Below are 17,908 nucleotides of genomic sequence, written 5' to 3'. Positions count from 1 at the left end.
TTAGATAGTTAATGCTTTATTTTTCTTAGAGAAAGCTTCCAATTCTTCTTTGTAAGGAGTATCAGTGTTTTGAGCAAAAGTTGAAAGATAATTTGTAATTTCAACAGGTTTTATTGGTTCGATATTCTCTTTTTTATGTAGTTCTGGATAACATGATATAAAGAACTTTTGTATATGAGCTATTAGCTTAATTAAGTCATTACAGTAAACTGAAGGATTGTTGAAACCATTTTTTTTGCTATAACGATGAACTAATCTCCCTCCTTTACAAATTTCATTTAATGGACATTCTAAGCATTGTGTACAAAGTTTTGTATTGAAATCGTTAAAGTATAATTTACCTAAAGAGGTATGTTGTATATCTTGAAAATTATTCTTTTTAATATTGAGTCCTGTTTTAGTAAAACCATGACCACAAGCTTTAAGAGAGTCAATAGCCTCTATTTCTCCATTCGTTTCGATAACTAAAACGGTTGATTCGTTTTTTGCTTTTTCATTAATTCTCATTAGAGAGTTTAACAAGCCTAAAAATAATGGGATTTTAAATCGCTTCGTATCTTTAATCCAAATGTCAAATAAATTAATTAACCAATCGGCCATTGAGGTTTTGTCTTTATCGAAAGGAAAATTGTCATGTGTGTAATCAGGAATTAAAAAATTTACATAACTAACATTCATTTCTTTAAAGCTATCATAAATATCTTTTGGGCTTTCTTTAATGTTAATTACACAAGCGATATCAGCAAAATTCATTTCATTTTTTAATAACTTAACACTTTCAAAAACTGTATCGTAGCTGCCATTTCCTTTATGGTCTACCCGATACATATCGTGTGCTTTTTTTGTTCCATCAACACTTACACTAGGGTAAATGTTTAGTTTTTTAAATAGTTCTATCCAACTTTTATCTAAAAGAACACCATTTGTTTGTAAATCGTATGAAAAAGAAACATCGGTAAGCTCGTTTTGAATTTCTTTTACCTTGTTAACAAAGCTTATATAGAAATCTTTGGAAGCAAGTAGAGGCTCTCCTCCATGAAAAATAAAAGAAAACTCTTTTTTCTGATATTTTTTTATATAGTTTTTGGTTTTTTCAATGATATTATCAACTACTTCTGTAGACATAAATTTAGGCTGGTTTTTGTAGGTGGTGTCTCCAAGGTTGTACATGAAGCAGTATGAGCAATTAAGGTTACACCTGCTAGCAATTTTTATGGCCAAAGAATTAAAGTTCATAATTTGAAAGATGTTGATTAAAACAAGGAAATTATACAGAGATACAATTTCCTTGAAAAGATTATTATAAAGTTGTTCTATAGTTTAGATACTTCTTTTTCAGCATCCATTTCTATAAATCTGACACACTTTTGTTGCTTATCACTCCAAACTAATCCGTCAGGACATACTCTTCCCCCACCACTAGTAGGGTAATAAATTTCTTCTTCAACATAAATAGCACCTCCTTTAATAAGGTCTAAATTGTCCGTTTGTAAGTTTGTGAACTTCTCTAATCCTTTTGGTAAAAAAAATGTTTTCTTCATAATTATTAATTTAAGTTAATTGCTTACTCTATTTTTTTTTAAGTTTAAAGATTACATTTTCAGCTACCTGCAAATCATTAAACTAATAGAGGTTAATAGGCTTGTTTTTTTAACAAGTTTCTTAAATGAGTTGTCGCAAATATTAGCTATTTGATAATAAAAAGTAAGGTGACTATGTGACTATTTATAAAAAAGGGAGGTACAATTTTAAAATTATAGCAGTCTTTTAATAGTAGTAATTGGTTTGTTCTAAAAGAAAGTTCTTTTAAAGCTTTACGAAAAGTATAGAGATACTAGAAAACCCTTTGTTATTCCAGTATGAAAACAAAGGGTTTGTTTATTGTAGCTTTAAGTTTTTAAAACTTAAAATAATCCGTTTATTTGAGAGTCTATTCGGTCGATGATATAGCCTAAATCTTCTTGATTGTCAACAAAGTCTAAATTGTCAACATCAATAATTAATAATTTTCCCTTGGTATATTGACTAATCCAAGCTTCATAACGTTCGTTTAATCGACTTAAATAATCAATACTTATAGAATTTTCATATTCTCTACCACGTTTATGAATTTGACCTACTAATGTAGAAATATCAGCACGTAAATAAATTAATAAATCTGGTGGAGTTACCAAGTTTTCCATTAATTCAAATAGAGAAGAGTAATTGCTATAATCTCTATTAGTCATTAACCCCATGGCATGTAAGTTAGGAGCAAAAATATGTGCATCCTCATAAATAGTTCTATCTTGAATTATTTTTTTACCAGATTTACGCAGCTCTAGTACCTGGCGAAAACGACTATTTAAAAAGTAAACTTGTAAATTAAAAGACCAACGTTCCATTTCGCCATAGAAATCGTCTAAATATGGATTTTCGTCAACTGATTCAAAATGAGCTTCCCAATTGTAGTGTTTTGCTAATAATTTTGTTAAAGTGGTTTTACCCGCGCCAATGTTTCCGGCAATTGCTACGTGCATAATTGTCTGTGTAAAATGTTTTTTAATATCGCTGGCACTGCCAGATTAGGGGAGGGTAAAATTACATAAAAAAAGGAATTCATAAACAATTTAACAGATCAATTTATAACCATAACCTCTTACATTAACAATTTGAATATTTTCATCGTGTTTTAGTTTCTTTCGTAACTTAGAAATAAAGACATCCATACTTTTTTCTTAAAAGAATTTATTTTTACATCAAAATATACATATAATAGAGTGCTTAATAATGGAGAAACAATTGATAGTTATGGTTTTTTAAGGGCTGATCTTACGTATCAGAAAAAAGATAGTAAATGGGATATAAAGTAGGAGTTACAAATCTATTAAATTCAACAGGATTGAACCAGAATAGTAGTAATGATATTTATGTAAGTAACTCTTCGTATGTAATTCAACCTAGAGTAGCTATGTTTACAATAAAATATAATTTGTAATAAATAAAAGAGGAGTCAAATTTGACTCCTCTTTATTTTATTAGTTCTTAAAAATTATCTAATAGCTATTTTTCTAGTTACTTGCTTTCCTGCATTTTCAATTTGTAAAAGGTAAAGTCCGCTAGCAACTTTAGTCAGTTGTACATTTTCATTAAATTGACTAGAGATTGTTGAGAACTTTTGAGTTTCTATTAATCTTCCTCTAAAGTCAAAAAGTCTAATAATTGTAGTCTCTTTGTCTTTTACCTTGAAACTTACTGTAAACTCCCCGTTTGAAGGGATAGGATATGTAAGTAAATCATCAAATAAAGTATTATCGGTAGCAAAACTCTCTTCAACTGTTACAGTATAATCTTCTACCTCACCACTAAAGTTTAATCCACAAGAATTCGGGTTGCTATCTTGTTTTGTAGAAACTCTCATTGTTGTAGCCCCTAGTGGTGCATTTTCTGGTACCCTTATAGAAACGCTGTTAGATACTATTTCATAAGTTTCATCAGCATCAAATGTACAGTTATGATTCCAATCTATCCAAGCAAATGTATTTATGTTATCGCTTCCTGCTGTATTGATAGTGGTTGTTAAATCGTAGGTTTCACCTCTAACTATTTGAGTCGTTGTTGATTTAAAATCTGAATATCCATTTGTCTTATCAGAATTATTATTGATGCCGTTAAAAGTAACATTAGTAATACTTAATTGAGATTCAGTATTACCAGAAGAATTACAAAGACTATTGTTTACATTTAAAAGTGTATTTACCGATTTGGTCATTGAGGTACTATTAGCGGTAACAGTAATTGTATAATCTCCTGTAGCAACATCCGTTAAGTTAGTTACTGTTAAGGTAAATTTTCCACTGCTATTAATACTAGAAGGATTCAATGTAATAGTTGAGTTTGTTGGTGCTCCTGAATAAGAAAGGTTAACAGCTTCAGTAAAACCATATAGAGCGGTATAATCAAAATCAAAACTAACTTCATTTGTAGCTTGTTTACATACAGATAAATCTCCAGTACTGTTTGAAATAGAGAAAGTAGGTTCTAAAACTGTAATAGTATAATCTTCTACTTCACCATTAAAACTCAGTTCACAAGAATTTGGGTCACTGTCTAACTTTGTAGAAACTCTCATAATTGTAGAACCTGTAGGAATCCCTTCAGGAACTGTAATTAAAAGACTACTAGAAGAGGTTAAGTTATAAGTTTCATCAACATCAAATACACAATTTTGGTTCCAATCAATCCATGCAAATGTTTTTATGTTACTATTTCCATCAGTATTGATAGAAGTAGTTAAATTATAATTTTCACCTCTAACAACGTCTGTGCTTTGGCTAGTAAAGTCTGAATAACCATTTGTTTTATTTGAGTTATTATTAATGCTATTAAAGGTAACATTAGTAATACTTAATTGAGATAAAATATTACCAGAAGAATTACAAAGACCATCATTTACGTTTAATAGTATGTCTACAGATTTAGTTATTGAACCAGATGTAGCTGTAACAGTAATTGTGTAATCTCCTTTAGTAACCTTTGTAAGGTCTGTTACGGTTAAGGTGAATTTTCCGCTACTACTAATTGTAGAATTACTTAATGTTACTATAGAATTTGCAGGAGCTCCTGAGTAAGATAAATTTACTGTATCATTGAAACCATACAAAGCATTATAGTCAAAATCAAAAACCAGTTCATTTGTGCCTAAGTTACATACGGACATGTCTCCTGTATTATTAACTATTGAATAAGTAGGAGTTGTAGGGAAAATCGTTAAGTTGGCGTTGTTTATGTTATAAAAAATATTATCAGCGGCTTCCACTAATATTCTAACGTTTGTAGTAGGATTGTCAGGTATAACAATATCCTCTGAACCGTCATTAGGTGTGTTGCTTTTTAAGGTGATAGGGAATGTAAGACCACCATCTGTTGAAAGTTTTATATTAACATTAGCACAGTTAATAGGAGCTTGGTCAGATGTTCCTTTGTTCCAAGTAATGGTTTGTGTAGAACCTGCTCCCCAATCTACAGTAGAATTAGGGCTTGTTATGGTAAAAGCTTCAGCATCAGTAACTGTTACTCTCATGTCATCTCTATCCGAACTACCACCACCAGAATTATTATCTCTTACGGTTAATGCAAAGTCTAGCTCTCTTGCCACAGAAGGTAAAACTTCCCATATTGTAGAAGTATTACCACTCAATACGGTAGAAAGTGCAGGCATATATCTGTCAGGAGATGAAGAAGGAGGTAATGATCTGAACATAGGTCCACCAGTATTAGTAGATAATGGAGACATTGTTGCTGTTTCATTGTCGATTTGCTCCCAAGTATATGTTAAAGAAGATGTTCCATCAGCATCTGTAGCTTGTCCTTTCAAAATAAATGGAGTAGATTTAGGAATACTTACATTGTTTCCTGCATTAGCAGTAGGAGCATTATTTCCTGTACTTGTTGAAGTAGCACAACTTCCTGATCCTTGCACGTGATTCCACATTTGAGCTATACTAACAGCGTGAAAATAATCATCACTTACATTTTGTACGTTAGGTGAGCAAATACCAGCATAAGCCATAATTGTAGAACCACTTCCAGGTTCAACAGCCGTACTAGTACTTCTATTTCCATCACAAGAATTGTTAAATGTATGAGTTGCCCCAAATTGATGTCCAACTTCGTGTGCAACATAATCTATATCGTAGGTGTCACCAATAGGTTGGCTTCTACCTGTAACTCCTTGAGCCTTGAAGTTTGTAACACAAACAGAATTTAGTTGGGCTAGCCCTCCAGCACCAGTACTAAATGTATGCCCAATATCGTAATTAGCATCTCCAATAATATTATCGCATTTTGCTTGACTTTCGTTAATTAAAGTACTAGCATTATCATTGGTTAATTCATCTGTGTCAGCATCTAAGAAAATTAAGGAATCATTGTTGTCCACAATAATCATTCTTACAGCTAAATCTCTTTCATAAACACTATTTACACGAGTCATAGTAGTGTTCATAGCAGATAATACGGCTGCTTTTTTTTCTGCGTTACTAGCTGTTGATGATACTCCTTGATTGTTTATATGGAATTGAGCATATTCACCAGTACAAGCTATCGCCATTCTATAAGTTCTTAAGTTACCATCATTAGCGTTCCTTCTTTGGCGTGGCGATATATTTTCGTTTTGTATAGCGTCTTCAACTTCACACAAAAATTCATCTTTAGAAGGAGATAAGCTACTCTTTTTGTAAATTATATACTCTCTGTAATCTTTAGTATAAGGGTTTATGTATGAAGTGCCTTCATTTGCTGAAAAAATAATTGCGTGAACTCCATCTTTTCCAATGCTTACTTTAGCTGAAGAAGAAGGGGTGTCAATACCTTGTGCAGAAAAAGACTTAATCATTGGAAATTTTTTAGCCAAACCAGAAGCTAAATAAGAAGTTTCTTTTATTGAAAATCTTTCTAACTTTCCATTAGCATTAGGAAGTTGAATGATTTTTGAATTAGATGTGTTTTTAGATAATGAGTTTGGCAATATATTTTTAAAGCCATCTAAATCTAAACTCATCAAAATGTATTGCTTAGGTAAAGAATTAGTATTAAAAACTTCTTTTTTCTGCTGAGTAATAGCATCTTTTTCAATTCTTGTCCATAGTTGTTGAGAAAACAAATTAGCTATTGATAAATAGAAAGCAAATAAAAAAGGAAGGGTACTTTTTTTAAACATGATTTTTGTAATTGATATACGTTTAGTTTATAACAGTAAAACTCTAAATTTCCCTACCTTTGTAAGGTAGTTTAGCGGCACAATTTATGAATAAAAAAATAAGAATTAGTGATCTAGGAAGAAAAGATTACAAAGAAACATGGGATTACCAAACTAACCTTTTAGATGAAATAGTATCATTAAAAAGAGAAAGAAGAAATGGAGATAGTGAAATTGTAACTCCTAATTACTTTCTGTTTGTTGAACATCCACATGTGTATACCCTAGGTAAATCAGGAGATATTAATAATTTATTATTGAATGAAGAGAAGCTTAAAGAAAAAGAAGCGACTTTTTATAAAATTAATAGAGGAGGAGATATTACTTATCATGGTCCAGGACAAATTGTTGGTTATCCAATTTTAGATTTAGAAAACTTTTTTACGGATATTCATAAGTATTTGCGTTTACTAGAAGAATCAATTATTTTAACAATTGCAGAATACGGATTAGAAGGAGAAAGAAGTGAAGGAGAAACTGGTGTTTGGCTAGGTGTAGGTACACCATTTGCAAGAAAAATTTGCGCTATGGGAATTAGAGCAAGTAGGTGGGTTACTATGCATGGTTTTGCTTTGAATGTAAATGCCAATTTAGGTTATTTTGATAACATTATTCCTTGTGGAATACGTGGTAAGGCAGTAACTTCAATGGAAGCAGAGTTAGGTAGAAAGGTTTTAGAGGAAGAAGTAAAAGAAAAAATTTTAAAACATTTTAAAGAGTTATTTGAAGTAGAAGAATTTATAAAATCATAAAAAAAGGGTTGACAATTGTCAACCCTTTTTTTAGATCTTAAAAACTAAAATTATTTTTTAGCTTTAACTTCAAAAGAAATTTCCATTAAGTCGTTGATGAACTTATCTTTTAATGCAGCATCAATTTTCTTAGAGCTGTAAGTTATACCAAAGTCAGTTCTATCAATACTAAAAACATCACTTTTAAAAGTTACCATATCATCAGCTTCTGTAACAGTAGCAGGAATAGTAATACTCTTAGTAACATCTTTAAGAGTTAAGTTACCGGTAACGTGTACTTTTCCGTCTTTTAATTCAGAACTTGCTACTTCAAATTTAGCAGTAGGGAATTTCTCAACATCAAAGAAATCACCTGCTTTTAAGTGACCTTCTAATTTTTCTTTACCATTTCCAGCTTCTAAATCTTCACAAACAATAGTAGTCATGTCGATAACAAACTCACCAGATTTTACGTTTCCGTTTTCAACCTCTAAAGTTCCTTTTTCTAAACTTACTACACCGTTGTGAGAACCAGTAGGCTTGCTTCCTTTCCAAGTTACAGTTGATTCTGCAACATTAGCTTTATAAGTATTGATGATGTTTTCTGTTTTTGCAACTTCTTTAACTTCGTCGCTAACAGCAGCTTTGTTTTTTTCTGTCTTACAAGAAACTGCTCCAATTGCAATAAAAGCAATAGCTAAAATTGTTTTTTTCATTTTTGTGTTTTTAATAATGATTATTAATCAGGTACAAATATAATTAAAAATAATTCCCATGGAAATTATTTTTTATCTTTGGAATCGATAATAATAGTTACAGGACCATCATTTAGTAATTCCACTTTCATGTCAGCTCCAAATTGACCAGTTTGTATTTTTTTTCCTAAATCAACTTCAACCTGTTGAACAAATTTTTCATATAAAGGAATAGCAATATCAGGTTTAGCAGCTTTAATATAACTAGGACGATTTCCTTTTTTAGTAGAAGCATGTAGGGTGAATTGACTTACAGCAATTATATCTCCATTAATATCTTTAATCGATTTATTCATAACACCTTCATCATCATTGAAAATACGGAGGTTAGTTATTTTGTTTGATAACCACTTAATATCTTCTTGAGTATCTTCATTAACAATTCCAAGTAAAATTAAAAGACCGCTTTGTATTTCGGCTACTTTTTTATTTTCAATGGTAACGCTAGCTTTTGAAACGCGTTGAATTACAATTTTCATTTTATATAGATTGTTGGGGGTTGTAAATTTTTGTAAATGGTAGACTAATTTATATTATTCCCAAATATCAGTTCTGTAGTGTTCATCTTCTCCTTCTAAAATTTGTAGGTAACTTTTATAACGAGACCAAGCAATCTCCTCATTTTCTAAGGCTTCTTTAACAGCACACTGTGGTTCGTTTACATGAATACAATTATTGAATTTACAGTTTTGTTTTAAAGCAAAAAACTCAGGAAAATAATCGCCTAATTCATCTTTATCCATGTCAACTACACCAAAACCTTTAATTCCGGGAGTATCTATAATACGAGCATTAAAACTTAAATCAAACATTTCTGCAAACGTTGTAGTGTGTTGTCCTTGCTTATGTTGTTCAGATATTTCTTTTGTTTTTAGGTCTAAGGAAGGTTCAATAGCATTTACTAAGGTAGTTTTTCCAACACCAGAATGACCAGCAAACATACTTACTTTACCAGTCATTAATGCTTTGATTTTATCAATATTGATGTTTTGAGTAGCGGAAACTTCTATACATTCATAGCCAATAGCTTCATAAACATCTTTTAAGTACATAATTTCGGCACGTTGCTCAATTTCATAAGAGTCAATTTTATTAAAAACTAATATAGTTTTAATAGAATAGGCTTCAGCAGTAACTAAAAAACGATCGATGAATGTGGTAAAAGTAGGAGGGTTGTCAATAGTAATTAATAAAAATACCTGGTCGATATTAGAAGCAATTACATGAGTTTGCTTAGATAAGTTTACCGACTTACGAACTATATAATTTTTTCGTTCGTGAATATTGGTAATTAAGCCTGTTTCCTCATCATTTTTGGTTTCTAATGAAAAATCAACAATATCACCTACCGAGATAGGATTGGTACTTTTAATTCCTTTGATTCGAAATTTCCCCTTAATACGACACTTATATAGTTCGCCCTCAGATTTTACCCAATACCAACTTCCTGTAGATTTATAAACCGTTCCTGTCATAGAACAAAGATGAGAATAAAAATTGAATGTTTTAGTATTGTTTAATCTGTTAAATCGTTAATTTTCTGAGCCACTGTTCCTCTTTCTGAGATTCTAATAATCATGAAAATTAATTTAGGTATGAAACCTGGAGAAATAACTAAATCAGCTTTTTCAGTTATTTTAATATCTCTTTTTTGTATAGTGTTTTCAAAATCACTAGTTGGTGTGTCGGCTAATTCTACAGCGAAATCCCAAGCACCATTTCTAGCTAATTCCATGCTAAAATCAACTAAAAAGTCGTCAACATCTTTAGTCCATATAAGAATTTTCTTTAAAAAAGGATATACTTTGGCTAAATCATCTTGAACATCATTAACTAAAGAGGATAAAATTTCATTAATCTTATTAAAGTCATCATGTAAGTTTTGGATATTTTGCCCTTTGGAAACTTCTGCCGCCGCTATTCCCAAATCTAAATTAATATGTGCGTTCATACCAACTAATAAGTGTTGTAAAACTATATACCAATACTTATTAGCTATACTAAAAGCTCTTTCCCAAGAAGAAGTAATAGGTGTGTTATTTTTGTAATTGTAATAGGCTTCTATGTATCTTTTAGCAAAAATTATATCGAGCTTTTCCATTCGTTGGTTATCATCAAAATAGTCGCTTTGTATGCCTTCTTTTACTTTTATTGTTACTTTTTGGTATAAAGCAGCAAAATAGCCTAATGGACTTTCGTTTTCTATAGATTCGTTAATGATGTCTTGTAATATGTTTATTACATCATCAATTGTATGGATAGGTTTCATTCTTTTAAGTTTGGTTGGATGAAAATACAATAAAATAGAATAAGAAAGACCGCTAGTTTGTTAGCGGTCTTTTAGGTGTTTAATTGTTAATAATTTTCTCTTGATGATTAATACTTTCTTGGTGTATTGCTTTAAACATTTTAAGTACAAACTCTTCACTTAAGCCACGTTCATCGCCTTCTAAAATCATTTTACCTAGTATCTCATTCCATCGCTTAGTTTGTAAAATAGCAACGTTTTTCTCTTTTTTTAATTTACCAATTGAATCTGCTATTTTCATACGTTTACCTAGCATTTCAATTAATTGATGATCTACTACGTCAATTTGAGTACGTAGGGTATTTAAAGCGTTTCTGTACTCAGTTTCTGTATCGGTAGCTTTTCTAACTTTTAAATCAATCATCATTTGAATTAATGATTTAGGTGTAATTTGTTGTGCGGCATCGCTCCAAGCGTTATCAGGGTCGTAATGAGTCTCAACCATTAAGCCATCAAAGTTTAAATCAAGAGCAGTTTGACAAACATCAAAAATAATATCACGACGACCAGCAATATGTGAAGGGTCACAAATTAGTGGTAAATCTGGAAAGCGATTTTGTAATTCAATAGGAATTTGCCATTCAGGGTTGTTACGGTATCTAGTTTTTTCATATGTAGAGAATCCTCTATGAATAACCCCCAATTTTTTAATGTTTTTAGCATATAAACGCTCAATAGCACCTAACCATAATGGTAAATCTGGGTTTACTGGGTTTTTTACTAATACAATTTTATCAGTTCCTTCTAAAGCATCTGCAATTTCTTGAACGATAAATGGGCTTACGGTGGTACGGGCACCAATCCATAAAATATCTACATCGTGTTCTAAAGCTAACTTTACGTGATCTTTGTTCGCAACTTCAGTAGCAATTAACATTCCTGTTTCTTGTTTGGCTTTTTGTAACCATTTTAAGCCTAAAGCACCTACACCTTCAAAATTTCCAGGTCTGGTACGAGGTTTCCAAATACCAGCTCTTAATACAGTGGCATCAGTATTTTTTAATTCGTGTGCAATTTGTAATACTTGTTCTTCAGTTTCAGCGCTACAAGGCCCTGCAATTACTAGTGGGTGTCCTAATCCGAAGGCATCTAACCACGTTCTTAATTCTTTTGTATTCTCCATTTGAGTTTCTATTGTTGAGGTACTCCCTCTAAAATTCCGTTTAAAATCTGTTTTATATAATTTGTGTTTTCCATTTCTGTATAGATTTCTGGAAAATCGTTTTCTTCTAATAAGGTTTTGAATTGTTGTAAGTTATGAATATATTCATTTAAAGACTCAATAACATTTTCTTTGTTTTGCTCAAAAATAGGGGTCCACATTGCGGGTGAACTTTTCGCTAATCGTACTGTAGAAGCAAAACCACTACCAGCCATATCAAAAATATCACGTTCGTTTTTCTCTTTTTCGATGACAGTTTTACCTAACATAAAAGAACTGATATGTGATAAATGTGATACATATGCAATATGTTTATCGTGTGATTTTGGATCCATATATCGAATACGCATTCCTAATTTTGAAAAAATTTCTAAGGCTTTTTCTTGTAACTTAAAAGCTGTTTTTTCTACTTCGCAGATAATGTTAGTTTTACTTCTAAATAAATTTATCAATGCTGCATTTGGTCCTGAAAACTCTGTTCCAGCAATCGGATGCGTAGCTAAAAAATTTCTTCTCTTCGGGTGATTTTTAATAACATTGCAAATTTGTTCTTTAGTAGAGCCTACATCAAAAACCAAACAATCATCAGAAATAATATCCAATGTTTTCAAAATTACTTCTTGTGAAACATCTACAGGAATAGCAATAATAACTATATCTGCGTTTGATAATTCTGAAAATACTGCTTTTTGATGGATAATCCCTTTTTCTAAAGCAAGACCTCTATGTTCTTCATTGGAGTCAATTCCGTAGATAGTTGCATTTTTAAATGCTTGCTGAATATCTAGGGCAAAACTTCCCCCGATTAATCCTAAACCTATAATAAATATGTTCATTATATTCTATTGATTGCTTCTTTTATTTTTTCTTCTGGTACACACAATGAAAAGCGGATATAACCTTCTCCTTGACTACCAAAAATGGTTCCTGGAGCGGCAAAAATGTGCTTGTTGTATAATAACTCATCAATCATTCCTTCAGACGTTTTTCCTTCAGGGAGTTTACACCAAACAAACATTCCTGAGGTATTTTTATCGTAGGTGCATCCTAGTTTTTCTGCTAATTCAAATACTAATTTTTGTCTCTTTTTATAGGTGTTGTTTAATTGTATAAACCAATCCTTGTCTAACTCTAAAGCTTTTGTTGCTCCTTTTTGGATTCCGTAAAACATCCCTGAATCCATTTGAGTTTTTACTTTTAAAATTTCAGTTAAGAATTCAGGTTTTCCAAGTAACATTCCAACACGCCATCCCGCCATATTGAATGATTTACTAACCGAGTTTAATTCAATAGCAATGTCTTTAGCTCCTTCAATGTGTAAAATACTTTGAGGGTGTTCATTCAGTATAAAGCTATATGGATTGTCATTTACAATAACAATGTTGTGCTTCTTTCCAAAGTTAATCAACTTTTGAAAAGTTTCTTTGGTTGCCTCAGCACCTGTTGGCATATGCGGATAATTTACCCACATTAACTTTATTTTTGAAGTATCTAGTTTTTCTAAGGCATCAAAGTTAGGTTGCCAGTTAGTAGCTTCTTCCAAATCGTAAAAAATAGGTTCTCCTCCCAATAAATTGGTTACAGAACTGTAGGTAGGATATCCTGGGTTAGGAATCAATACCTGATCTCCTTCGTTTAAAAAGGCTAATGAAATATGCATAATTCCTTCTTTGCTTCCCATTAAAGGAAGTACTTCGTTGGTAGGATTTATGGAAACTTTATAGTTATTATGATAAAAGTTAGCAACAGCTTGTCTAAACTCTGGTAAACCTTGATAACTCTGATAGCTATGTGCTCCAGTATTTTGTAAACTATCTTGAATAGCTTTTAATACCGATGTTGGAGGTTGTAAATCAGGGCTACCAATACCAATGTTTATAATTGGTTTACCTTCTGAAATTAATTGACGTACTTCTTGTAATTTTTTAGAGAAGTAGTACTCTTGTACGGTTTGTAATCGATTAGCAAACTGTATCATAATCTTCCGTTTTTATATTCTCCTAATATTTTAAATTCTTCTGCCATAATTTGAATTATAGCCTTTGCTTTTTCATAATCTTCATATTTGTCAAAGGTTACATCAACAAAAAAAGCATACTTCCAAGGTGTTTCAATTTTGGGTAACGATTGTATTTTGGTAAGGTTTAATTTACAATCACTCATTACGTTTAACATTGCTGCTAAACTTCCTCTTTTATGATCTAATTCAAATTTTAATGAAGCTTTGTTAATTTCATTTTTACCGTTTTTAGGAAGGCTTGTTTGAAGAAATACGAAGCGAGTTGCGTTATTTTTAATAGTTTGAATTTCATCTTCAATAATTGATAAACCAAAAATATTAGCTGCCATTTTTGGTGCAATTGCAGCAACACCTTTTAATTGATTTTCTGCAATTCTTTTTGCAACTGCTGAAGTATCAACATCTTCAACTAACCTTATGTGTTTGTGTTGTTTGAAAAATTCTTTACACTGTAATAAAGCCATTGGGTGTGAGCAAACTTCAGTAATATCTTCAATTTTTTGGCTAGGTAATGCCATTAAATGATGATGTATAGGTAGATAATACTCCCCAGAAATATGTAAATCATGTTTATCAATTAAAGCATAATTTGGTATGATTGAACCAGCAATAGTGTTCTCTAAGGCCATAACAGCTAACTCACTTTTTGAGCTTAAAAGACTATCAACTAATATATCAAAAGATAAACACTCATTTAAGTTGATGTTTTCTCCGTAGTAGTTGTTTGCAACAATATGGTGGTTGCTTCCTTGTATTCCTTGAATGGCTATTTCTTTCATTTTTAATCAAAAAAAAAGCCTCGATAAACTCGAGACTTTGATTGGGTATATGTTTTTTTGTTAGGTTAACAATATGATACAAAGTCTCGTCTCTTACTAAAAAAGTAAAAGTAAAAATAGAAACCTTGCCATACGTTTTGTAACATCATTGTATTTGTGTTCTTTGTACAGGACAAATCTTAGAAATAAATTTAACTAAACCAAACTTTTTTTTAAAAAAATGTAAAAAAGAAAAAAGCTCCTCTAAAAAGAGAAGCTTTTTGCGGTCTGGACGGGACTCGAACCCGCGACCCCATGCGTGACAGGCATGTATTCTAACCAGCTGAACTACCAGACCGTTGCTTGAAGCAATATATTGTATGTTTTTAGAGAAACTTTAGCGGTCTGGACGGGACTCGAACCCGCGACCCCATGCGTGACAGGCATGTATTCTAACCAGCTGAACTACCAGACCGTTGCTCTAAGCGGATGCAAATATATAACCTTTTTTTAAATAAAAAAGAGTTATTTTATAAAAAATTCTGTCTACTGATAAGATAAGAGGTAAGTATTTTATCATAGCCCTCATTTATGTCTACCGGGATATAATCTATCTTGTATTGTAAGCATTTGTTTTTTAGGTTGTTGAAAAAAACGCTGCTCAATTCTTGATATTTTTGTTGCACATTTTCGGCGTATAAATTTATTTCTTCACCAGTTTCAATATCTACAAATTTTTTTGGTGTATTGTCAAAATCAAACAAAAACTCTGTTTTTTTATCATAGATATGAAACAAGACAACCTCGTGTTTATTAAACTTTAGATGTCGTAATGCGTCAAAAAGCTCTTCTTCATTTTTACTAGTCTGAAACATATCTGTAAATAAGAAAATCAAAGATCTCCTATGAATCTTTTCAGCTATTTCATGTAAGTATTGATAGGTTTCCGTTGTGGCGTCAGATTTAGAGGATAATAACTGCTCTAATTGATTCAAAAGCATTTTACGGTGACGTTCACTTCCTTTTTCAGGAGCATAATACTCATAAGTGTCTGAGTAAATACTTAATCCAACAGCATCGCGTTGTCTTTTTAAAATATCCATTAAAGAAGCTGCAGCAACTGTTGAGAAGCCAATTTTATTCAAATTATCAACTGATTGATTTTTGCTGATAGGATAATGCATAGAAGCTGAGTTGTCGATAATTAAATGACACCTAAGATTTGTTTCTTCTTCATATTTTTTGGTGTATAGCTTTTCAGTTTTAGCAAACAACTTCCAATCAATATGCCGAGTGCTTTCTCCTTTATTATAAAGTTTGTGTTCAGAAAATTCAACCGAAAATCCATGAAACGGACTTTTGTGCATACCTGTTATAAAACCTTCTACTACTTGTTTAGCCAGTAATTCGAGGTTTTTTAGTTCAGAAGTCGTGTTTTTAAGATCAATCATATAACTTCGAAGATAAAAAAAAGGTTTAGCAATTGCTAAACCTTTTCTATAATATCAAATTAAAATACTATTTATATATTATAAAGCAGCATCAATTTTATCAGTATATGCTTTTTTAGGAGCGGCACCTACTTGTTTGTCAACAACTTCACCATTCTTAAAAATTAATACAGTAGGGATGTTTCTTACACCATATTTAGCAGCAAACTCTTGATTTGCATCTACATCTACCTTACCAACTACAGCTTTACCGTCATATTCATTACTAATTTCATCAACGATAGGAGATACCATTCTACAAGGTCCACACCAAGCTGCCCAAAAATCTACTAATACTGGTTTGTCAGATTTTAATACTACTTCTTCAAAAGAAGCATCTGTAATTTCTAATGCCATTTTATTTATGTTTTTATCTAAGTTATTTTCTTATTTGTACAGTACAAATGTAAACAAATATTTTACCAATACAATTTTACGAAAATTACTTTTTATTATCATAATATCAATACTTTCTATTTACTTGTAAGTTTGTTTTTAAGTGTGTAAAATAATCTATAACTTTGCCGAATATTTTTGAGGAAAAATTTGACTGATTGCAACCTCATAGAACAAGAGTTCAGAATAAAAAATGCTAAAGCAGTAATTTTCTACTCCTTTTAGCGACTCAGCAATCCAAGTTTTTTCTTTATAGTTAAATTTTAAAAAGAAGTATTTATGTCATATTTTTTTACTTCAGAAAGTGTTTCTGAAGGACATCCAGATAAGGTAGCAGATCAAATATCTGATGCTTTAATAGACAATTTTTTAGCTTTTGATTCAGATTCTAAAGTAGCATGTGAAACATTGGTGACAACGGGGCAGGTAGTATTAGCAGGAGAGGTGAAGTCTTCTACTTACTTAGATGTTCAAAAAATTGCTCGTGAAGTAATTAACAAAATTGGATATACTAAAGGTGAATATATGTTTGATGGAAACTCTTGTGGAGTATTATCTGCAATTCATGAACAGTCAGATGATATTAACCGTGGAGTAGATAGATCATCAAGAGAAGAGCAGGGTGCTGGAGACCAAGGGATGATGTTTGGTTATGCGACAAACGAAACTGAGCATTATATGCCATTAGCGTTAGACTTATCACATATAATCTTAAAGGAATTAGCAGCGATACGTAGAGAAAATAAAGAAATTACTTATTTACGTCCAGATGCTAAAAGTCAGGTAACAATTGAATACTCTGATGATAATGTGCCGCAACGTATTGAAGCAATCGTTGTTTCTACGCAGCATGATGATTTTGCTGATGACGAAACTATGTTAGCAAAAATTAGAAAAGATATTGTTGAGGTTTTAATTCCTAGAGTTAAAGCACAATTAACTCCAGAAATTCAAGCATTGTTTAATGATGATATCAAGTATCATATCAATCCAACAGGAAAGTTTGTAATTGGAGGGCCACACGGAGATACTGGATTAACAGGTCGTAAAATCATTGTGGATACTTACGGAGGAAAAGGAGCACATGGTGGTGGAGCTTTTTCAGGAAAAGATCCAAGTAAGGTAGATCGTTCTGCTGCATACGCAACACGTCATATAGCTAAGAATTTAGTAGCAGCTGGAGTGGCAGATGAAGTATTAGTGCAAGTATCGTATGCTATTGGAGTAGTAGAGCCAATGGGGATCTTTGTGGATACTTACGGAACATCAAAAGTTGACTTAACTGACGGAGAGATTGCTCAAAAAGTTTCTGAAATTTTTGATATGCGTCCACACGCTATTGAAGATCGTTTAAAGTTACGTAATCCAATGTATAGCGAAACAGCAGCTTATGGACATATGGGAAGAACTAATGAAGTAGTTTCTAAAACGTTTACGCAGCCTAATGGTGAAAGTGTAACCTTAGATGTTGAGTTGTTTACTTGGGAAAAGTTAGATTATGTAGACAAGGTAAAAGAAAGTTTTGGATTGTAAGAAATGAAACAATAAA

At 31.6% G+C, this 17,908-nt stretch carries 17 protein-coding genes, 2 tRNA genes and 1 pseudogene; 3 read left to right on the top strand and 17 right to left on the bottom strand.

Annotation, left to right across the window (positions count from 1 at the left end):
- From VBY68_RS06715 to VBY68_RS06700, 4 genes and pseudogenes are all read right to left on the bottom strand, one after another.
- Positions 1-1,236 carry a radical SAM protein gene (locus VBY68_RS06715; RefSeq protein WP_415269294.1) on the bottom strand — a complete coding sequence of 412 codons (1,236 nt, stop codon included), beginning with the start codon at positions 1,234-1,236 and terminating at the stop codon, positions 1-3.
- Positions 1,237-1,313: 77 nt separating this feature from the next.
- The gene (locus VBY68_RS06710) at positions 1,314-1,541 is read right to left on the bottom strand and encodes a hypothetical protein (protein WP_099215843.1); all 228 of its coding nucleotides are present in this window, start codon (positions 1,539-1,541) and stop codon (positions 1,314-1,316) included.
- A 363-nt stretch (positions 1,542-1,904) separates the two neighbouring features.
- Complete coding sequence (locus VBY68_RS06705; RefSeq protein ID WP_099215844.1) at positions 1,905-2,519, bottom strand: deoxynucleoside kinase; 615 nt, start codon at positions 2,517-2,519, stop codon at positions 1,905-1,907.
- A 90-nt stretch (positions 2,520-2,609) separates the two neighbouring features.
- Positions 2,610-2,714: pseudogene (locus VBY68_RS06700) on the bottom strand (winged helix-turn-helix domain-containing protein); the annotation flags it as partial.
- 122 nt (positions 2,715-2,836) lie between these two features.
- On the opposite strand from VBY68_RS06700, the gene VBY68_RS06695 reads away from it, so the two are divergent.
- Positions 2,837-2,977, top strand: coding sequence for a hypothetical protein (locus VBY68_RS06695; protein ID WP_415269293.1), 141 nt, complete (start codon positions 2,837-2,839; stop codon positions 2,975-2,977).
- 54 nt (positions 2,978-3,031) lie between these two features.
- On the opposite strand, the gene VBY68_RS06690 is transcribed toward VBY68_RS06695, so the two are convergent.
- Complete coding sequence (locus tag VBY68_RS06690) at positions 3,032-6,700, bottom strand: reprolysin-like metallopeptidase (protein WP_415269292.1); 3,669 nt, start codon at positions 6,698-6,700, stop codon at positions 3,032-3,034.
- 86 nt (positions 6,701-6,786) lie between these two features.
- On the opposite strand from VBY68_RS06690, the gene lipB reads away from it, so the two are divergent.
- Positions 6,787-7,491 carry a lipoyl(octanoyl) transferase LipB gene (lipB, locus tag VBY68_RS06685; protein ID WP_415269291.1) on the top strand — a complete coding sequence of 235 codons (705 nt, stop codon included), beginning with the start codon at positions 6,787-6,789 and terminating at the stop codon, positions 7,489-7,491.
- A 50-nt stretch (positions 7,492-7,541) separates the two neighbouring features.
- Here the strand turns inward: lipB and VBY68_RS06680 are convergent, their stop codons facing one another.
- The 12 genes from VBY68_RS06680 to trxA form a co-directional block, all read right to left on the bottom strand.
- Entirely contained in the window at positions 7,542-8,186 is a 645-nt protein-coding gene (locus VBY68_RS06680) for a YceI family protein (protein WP_099215848.1), read from the bottom strand.
- A gap of 65 nt (positions 8,187-8,251) precedes the next feature.
- Positions 8,252-8,704: a D-aminoacyl-tRNA deacylase gene (dtd, locus tag VBY68_RS06675; RefSeq protein WP_124589408.1), complete on the bottom strand. Its 453-nt coding sequence runs from the start codon at positions 8,702-8,704 to the stop codon at positions 8,252-8,254.
- 54 nt (positions 8,705-8,758) lie between these two features.
- Positions 8,759-9,700, bottom strand: a complete 942-nt coding sequence (gene rsgA, locus VBY68_RS06670; protein ID WP_415269290.1) for a ribosome small subunit-dependent GTPase A — start codon at positions 9,698-9,700, stop codon at positions 8,759-8,761.
- Between the two features lie 41 nt (positions 9,701-9,741).
- On the bottom strand, positions 9,742-10,494 hold the full coding sequence (locus VBY68_RS06665) for a DUF5995 family protein (protein WP_415269289.1): 753 nt from the start codon (positions 10,492-10,494) through the stop codon (positions 9,742-9,744).
- A 79-nt stretch (positions 10,495-10,573) separates the two neighbouring features.
- On the bottom strand, positions 10,574-11,656 hold the full coding sequence (locus VBY68_RS06660) for a bifunctional 3-deoxy-7-phosphoheptulonate synthase/chorismate mutase type II (protein WP_099215852.1): 1,083 nt from the start codon (positions 11,654-11,656) through the stop codon (positions 10,574-10,576).
- A gap of 8 nt (positions 11,657-11,664) precedes the next feature.
- A complete protein-coding gene (locus VBY68_RS06655) occupies positions 11,665-12,531 on the bottom strand; it encodes a prephenate dehydrogenase (RefSeq protein WP_415269288.1) in 867 nt (288 codons plus the stop codon).
- Positions 12,531-13,673, bottom strand: coding sequence for a pyridoxal phosphate-dependent aminotransferase (locus VBY68_RS06650; RefSeq protein ID WP_415269287.1), 1,143 nt, complete (start codon positions 13,671-13,673; stop codon positions 12,531-12,533). The genes VBY68_RS06655 and VBY68_RS06650 overlap by 1 nt, the downstream gene beginning before the upstream one ends.
- Positions 13,670-14,494, bottom strand: a complete 825-nt coding sequence (locus tag VBY68_RS06645; RefSeq protein WP_415269286.1) for a prephenate dehydratase — start codon at positions 14,492-14,494, stop codon at positions 13,670-13,672. Before VBY68_RS06645 ends, VBY68_RS06650 begins: the two co-directional genes overlap by 4 nt.
- Positions 14,495-14,757: 263 nt before the next feature.
- Positions 14,758-14,831: transfer RNA gene (locus tag VBY68_RS06640), tRNA-Asp, on the bottom strand.
- 43 nt (positions 14,832-14,874) lie between these two features.
- A tRNA-Asp gene (locus tag VBY68_RS06635) sits at positions 14,875-14,948 on the bottom strand.
- Positions 14,949-15,003: 55 nt separating this feature from the next.
- Entirely contained in the window at positions 15,004-15,924 is a 921-nt protein-coding gene (locus VBY68_RS06630) for a DUF58 domain-containing protein (RefSeq protein WP_415269285.1), read from the bottom strand.
- A 78-nt stretch (positions 15,925-16,002) separates the two neighbouring features.
- Positions 16,003-16,320, bottom strand: coding sequence for a thioredoxin (trxA, locus tag VBY68_RS06625; protein ID WP_028892415.1), 318 nt, complete (start codon positions 16,318-16,320; stop codon positions 16,003-16,005).
- Positions 16,321-16,638: 318 nt separating this feature from the next.
- Between trxA and metK the strand changes: the two genes are divergently transcribed.
- Positions 16,639-17,892, top strand: coding sequence for a methionine adenosyltransferase (metK, locus tag VBY68_RS06620; RefSeq protein ID WP_124589395.1), 1,254 nt, complete (start codon positions 16,639-16,641; stop codon positions 17,890-17,892).
- The last annotated feature ends 16 nt before the right edge of the window (positions 17,893-17,908 follow it).

The sequence above is a fragment of the Tenacibaculum ascidiaceicola genome (assembly GCF_047470925.1).
Classification (GTDB): Bacteria; Bacteroidota; Bacteroidia; order Flavobacteriales; family Flavobacteriaceae; genus Polaribacter; species Polaribacter discolor.
This window is presented reverse-complemented; position numbering and strand designations above follow the sequence as displayed.

What these genes read in the sequence shown, in the direction of transcription:
- VBY68_RS06715 (WP_415269294.1), bottom strand. Translation starts at nt 1,236, where the DNA reads ATGAACTTTAATTCTTTGGCCATAAAAATTGCTAGCAGGTGTAACCTT.
- VBY68_RS06710 (WP_099215843.1), bottom strand. Translation starts at nt 1,541, where the DNA reads ATGAAGAAAACATTTTTTTTACCAAAAGGATTAGAGAAGTTCACAAAC.
- VBY68_RS06705 (WP_099215844.1), bottom strand. Translation starts at nt 2,519, where the DNA reads ATGCACGTAGCAATTGCCGGAAACATTGGCGCGGGTAAAACCACTTTA.
- VBY68_RS06695 (WP_415269293.1), top strand. Translation starts at nt 2,837, where the DNA reads ATGGGATATAAAGTAGGAGTTACAAATCTATTAAATTCAACAGGATTG.
- VBY68_RS06690 (WP_415269292.1), bottom strand. Translation starts at nt 6,700, where the DNA reads ATGTTTAAAAAAAGTACCCTTCCTTTTTTATTTGCTTTCTATTTATCA.
- lipB (WP_415269291.1), top strand. Translation starts at nt 6,787, where the DNA reads ATGAATAAAAAAATAAGAATTAGTGATCTAGGAAGAAAAGATTACAAA.
- VBY68_RS06680 (WP_099215848.1), bottom strand. Translation starts at nt 8,186, where the DNA reads ATGAAAAAAACAATTTTAGCTATTGCTTTTATTGCAATTGGAGCAGTT.
- dtd (WP_124589408.1), bottom strand. Translation starts at nt 8,704, where the DNA reads ATGAAAATTGTAATTCAACGCGTTTCAAAAGCTAGCGTTACCATTGAA.
- rsgA (WP_415269290.1), bottom strand. Translation starts at nt 9,700, where the DNA reads ATGACAGGAACGGTTTATAAATCTACAGGAAGTTGGTATTGGGTAAAA.
- VBY68_RS06665 (WP_415269289.1), bottom strand. Translation starts at nt 10,494, where the DNA reads ATGAAACCTATCCATACAATTGATGATGTAATAAACATATTACAAGAC.
- VBY68_RS06660 (WP_099215852.1), bottom strand. Translation starts at nt 11,656, where the DNA reads ATGGAGAATACAAAAGAATTAAGAACGTGGTTAGATGCCTTCGGATTA.
- VBY68_RS06655 (WP_415269288.1), bottom strand. Translation starts at nt 12,531, where the DNA reads ATGAACATATTTATTATAGGTTTAGGATTAATCGGGGGAAGTTTTGCC.
- VBY68_RS06650 (WP_415269287.1), bottom strand. Translation starts at nt 13,673, where the DNA reads ATGATACAGTTTGCTAATCGATTACAAACCGTACAAGAGTACTACTTC.
- VBY68_RS06645 (WP_415269286.1), bottom strand. Translation starts at nt 14,494, where the DNA reads ATGAAAGAAATAGCCATTCAAGGAATACAAGGAAGCAACCACCATATT.
- VBY68_RS06630 (WP_415269285.1), bottom strand. Translation starts at nt 15,924, where the DNA reads ATGATTGATCTTAAAAACACGACTTCTGAACTAAAAAACCTCGAATTA.
- trxA (WP_028892415.1), bottom strand. Translation starts at nt 16,320, where the DNA reads ATGGCATTAGAAATTACAGATGCTTCTTTTGAAGAAGTAGTATTAAAA.
- metK (WP_124589395.1), top strand. Translation starts at nt 16,639, where the DNA reads ATGTCATATTTTTTTACTTCAGAAAGTGTTTCTGAAGGACATCCAGAT.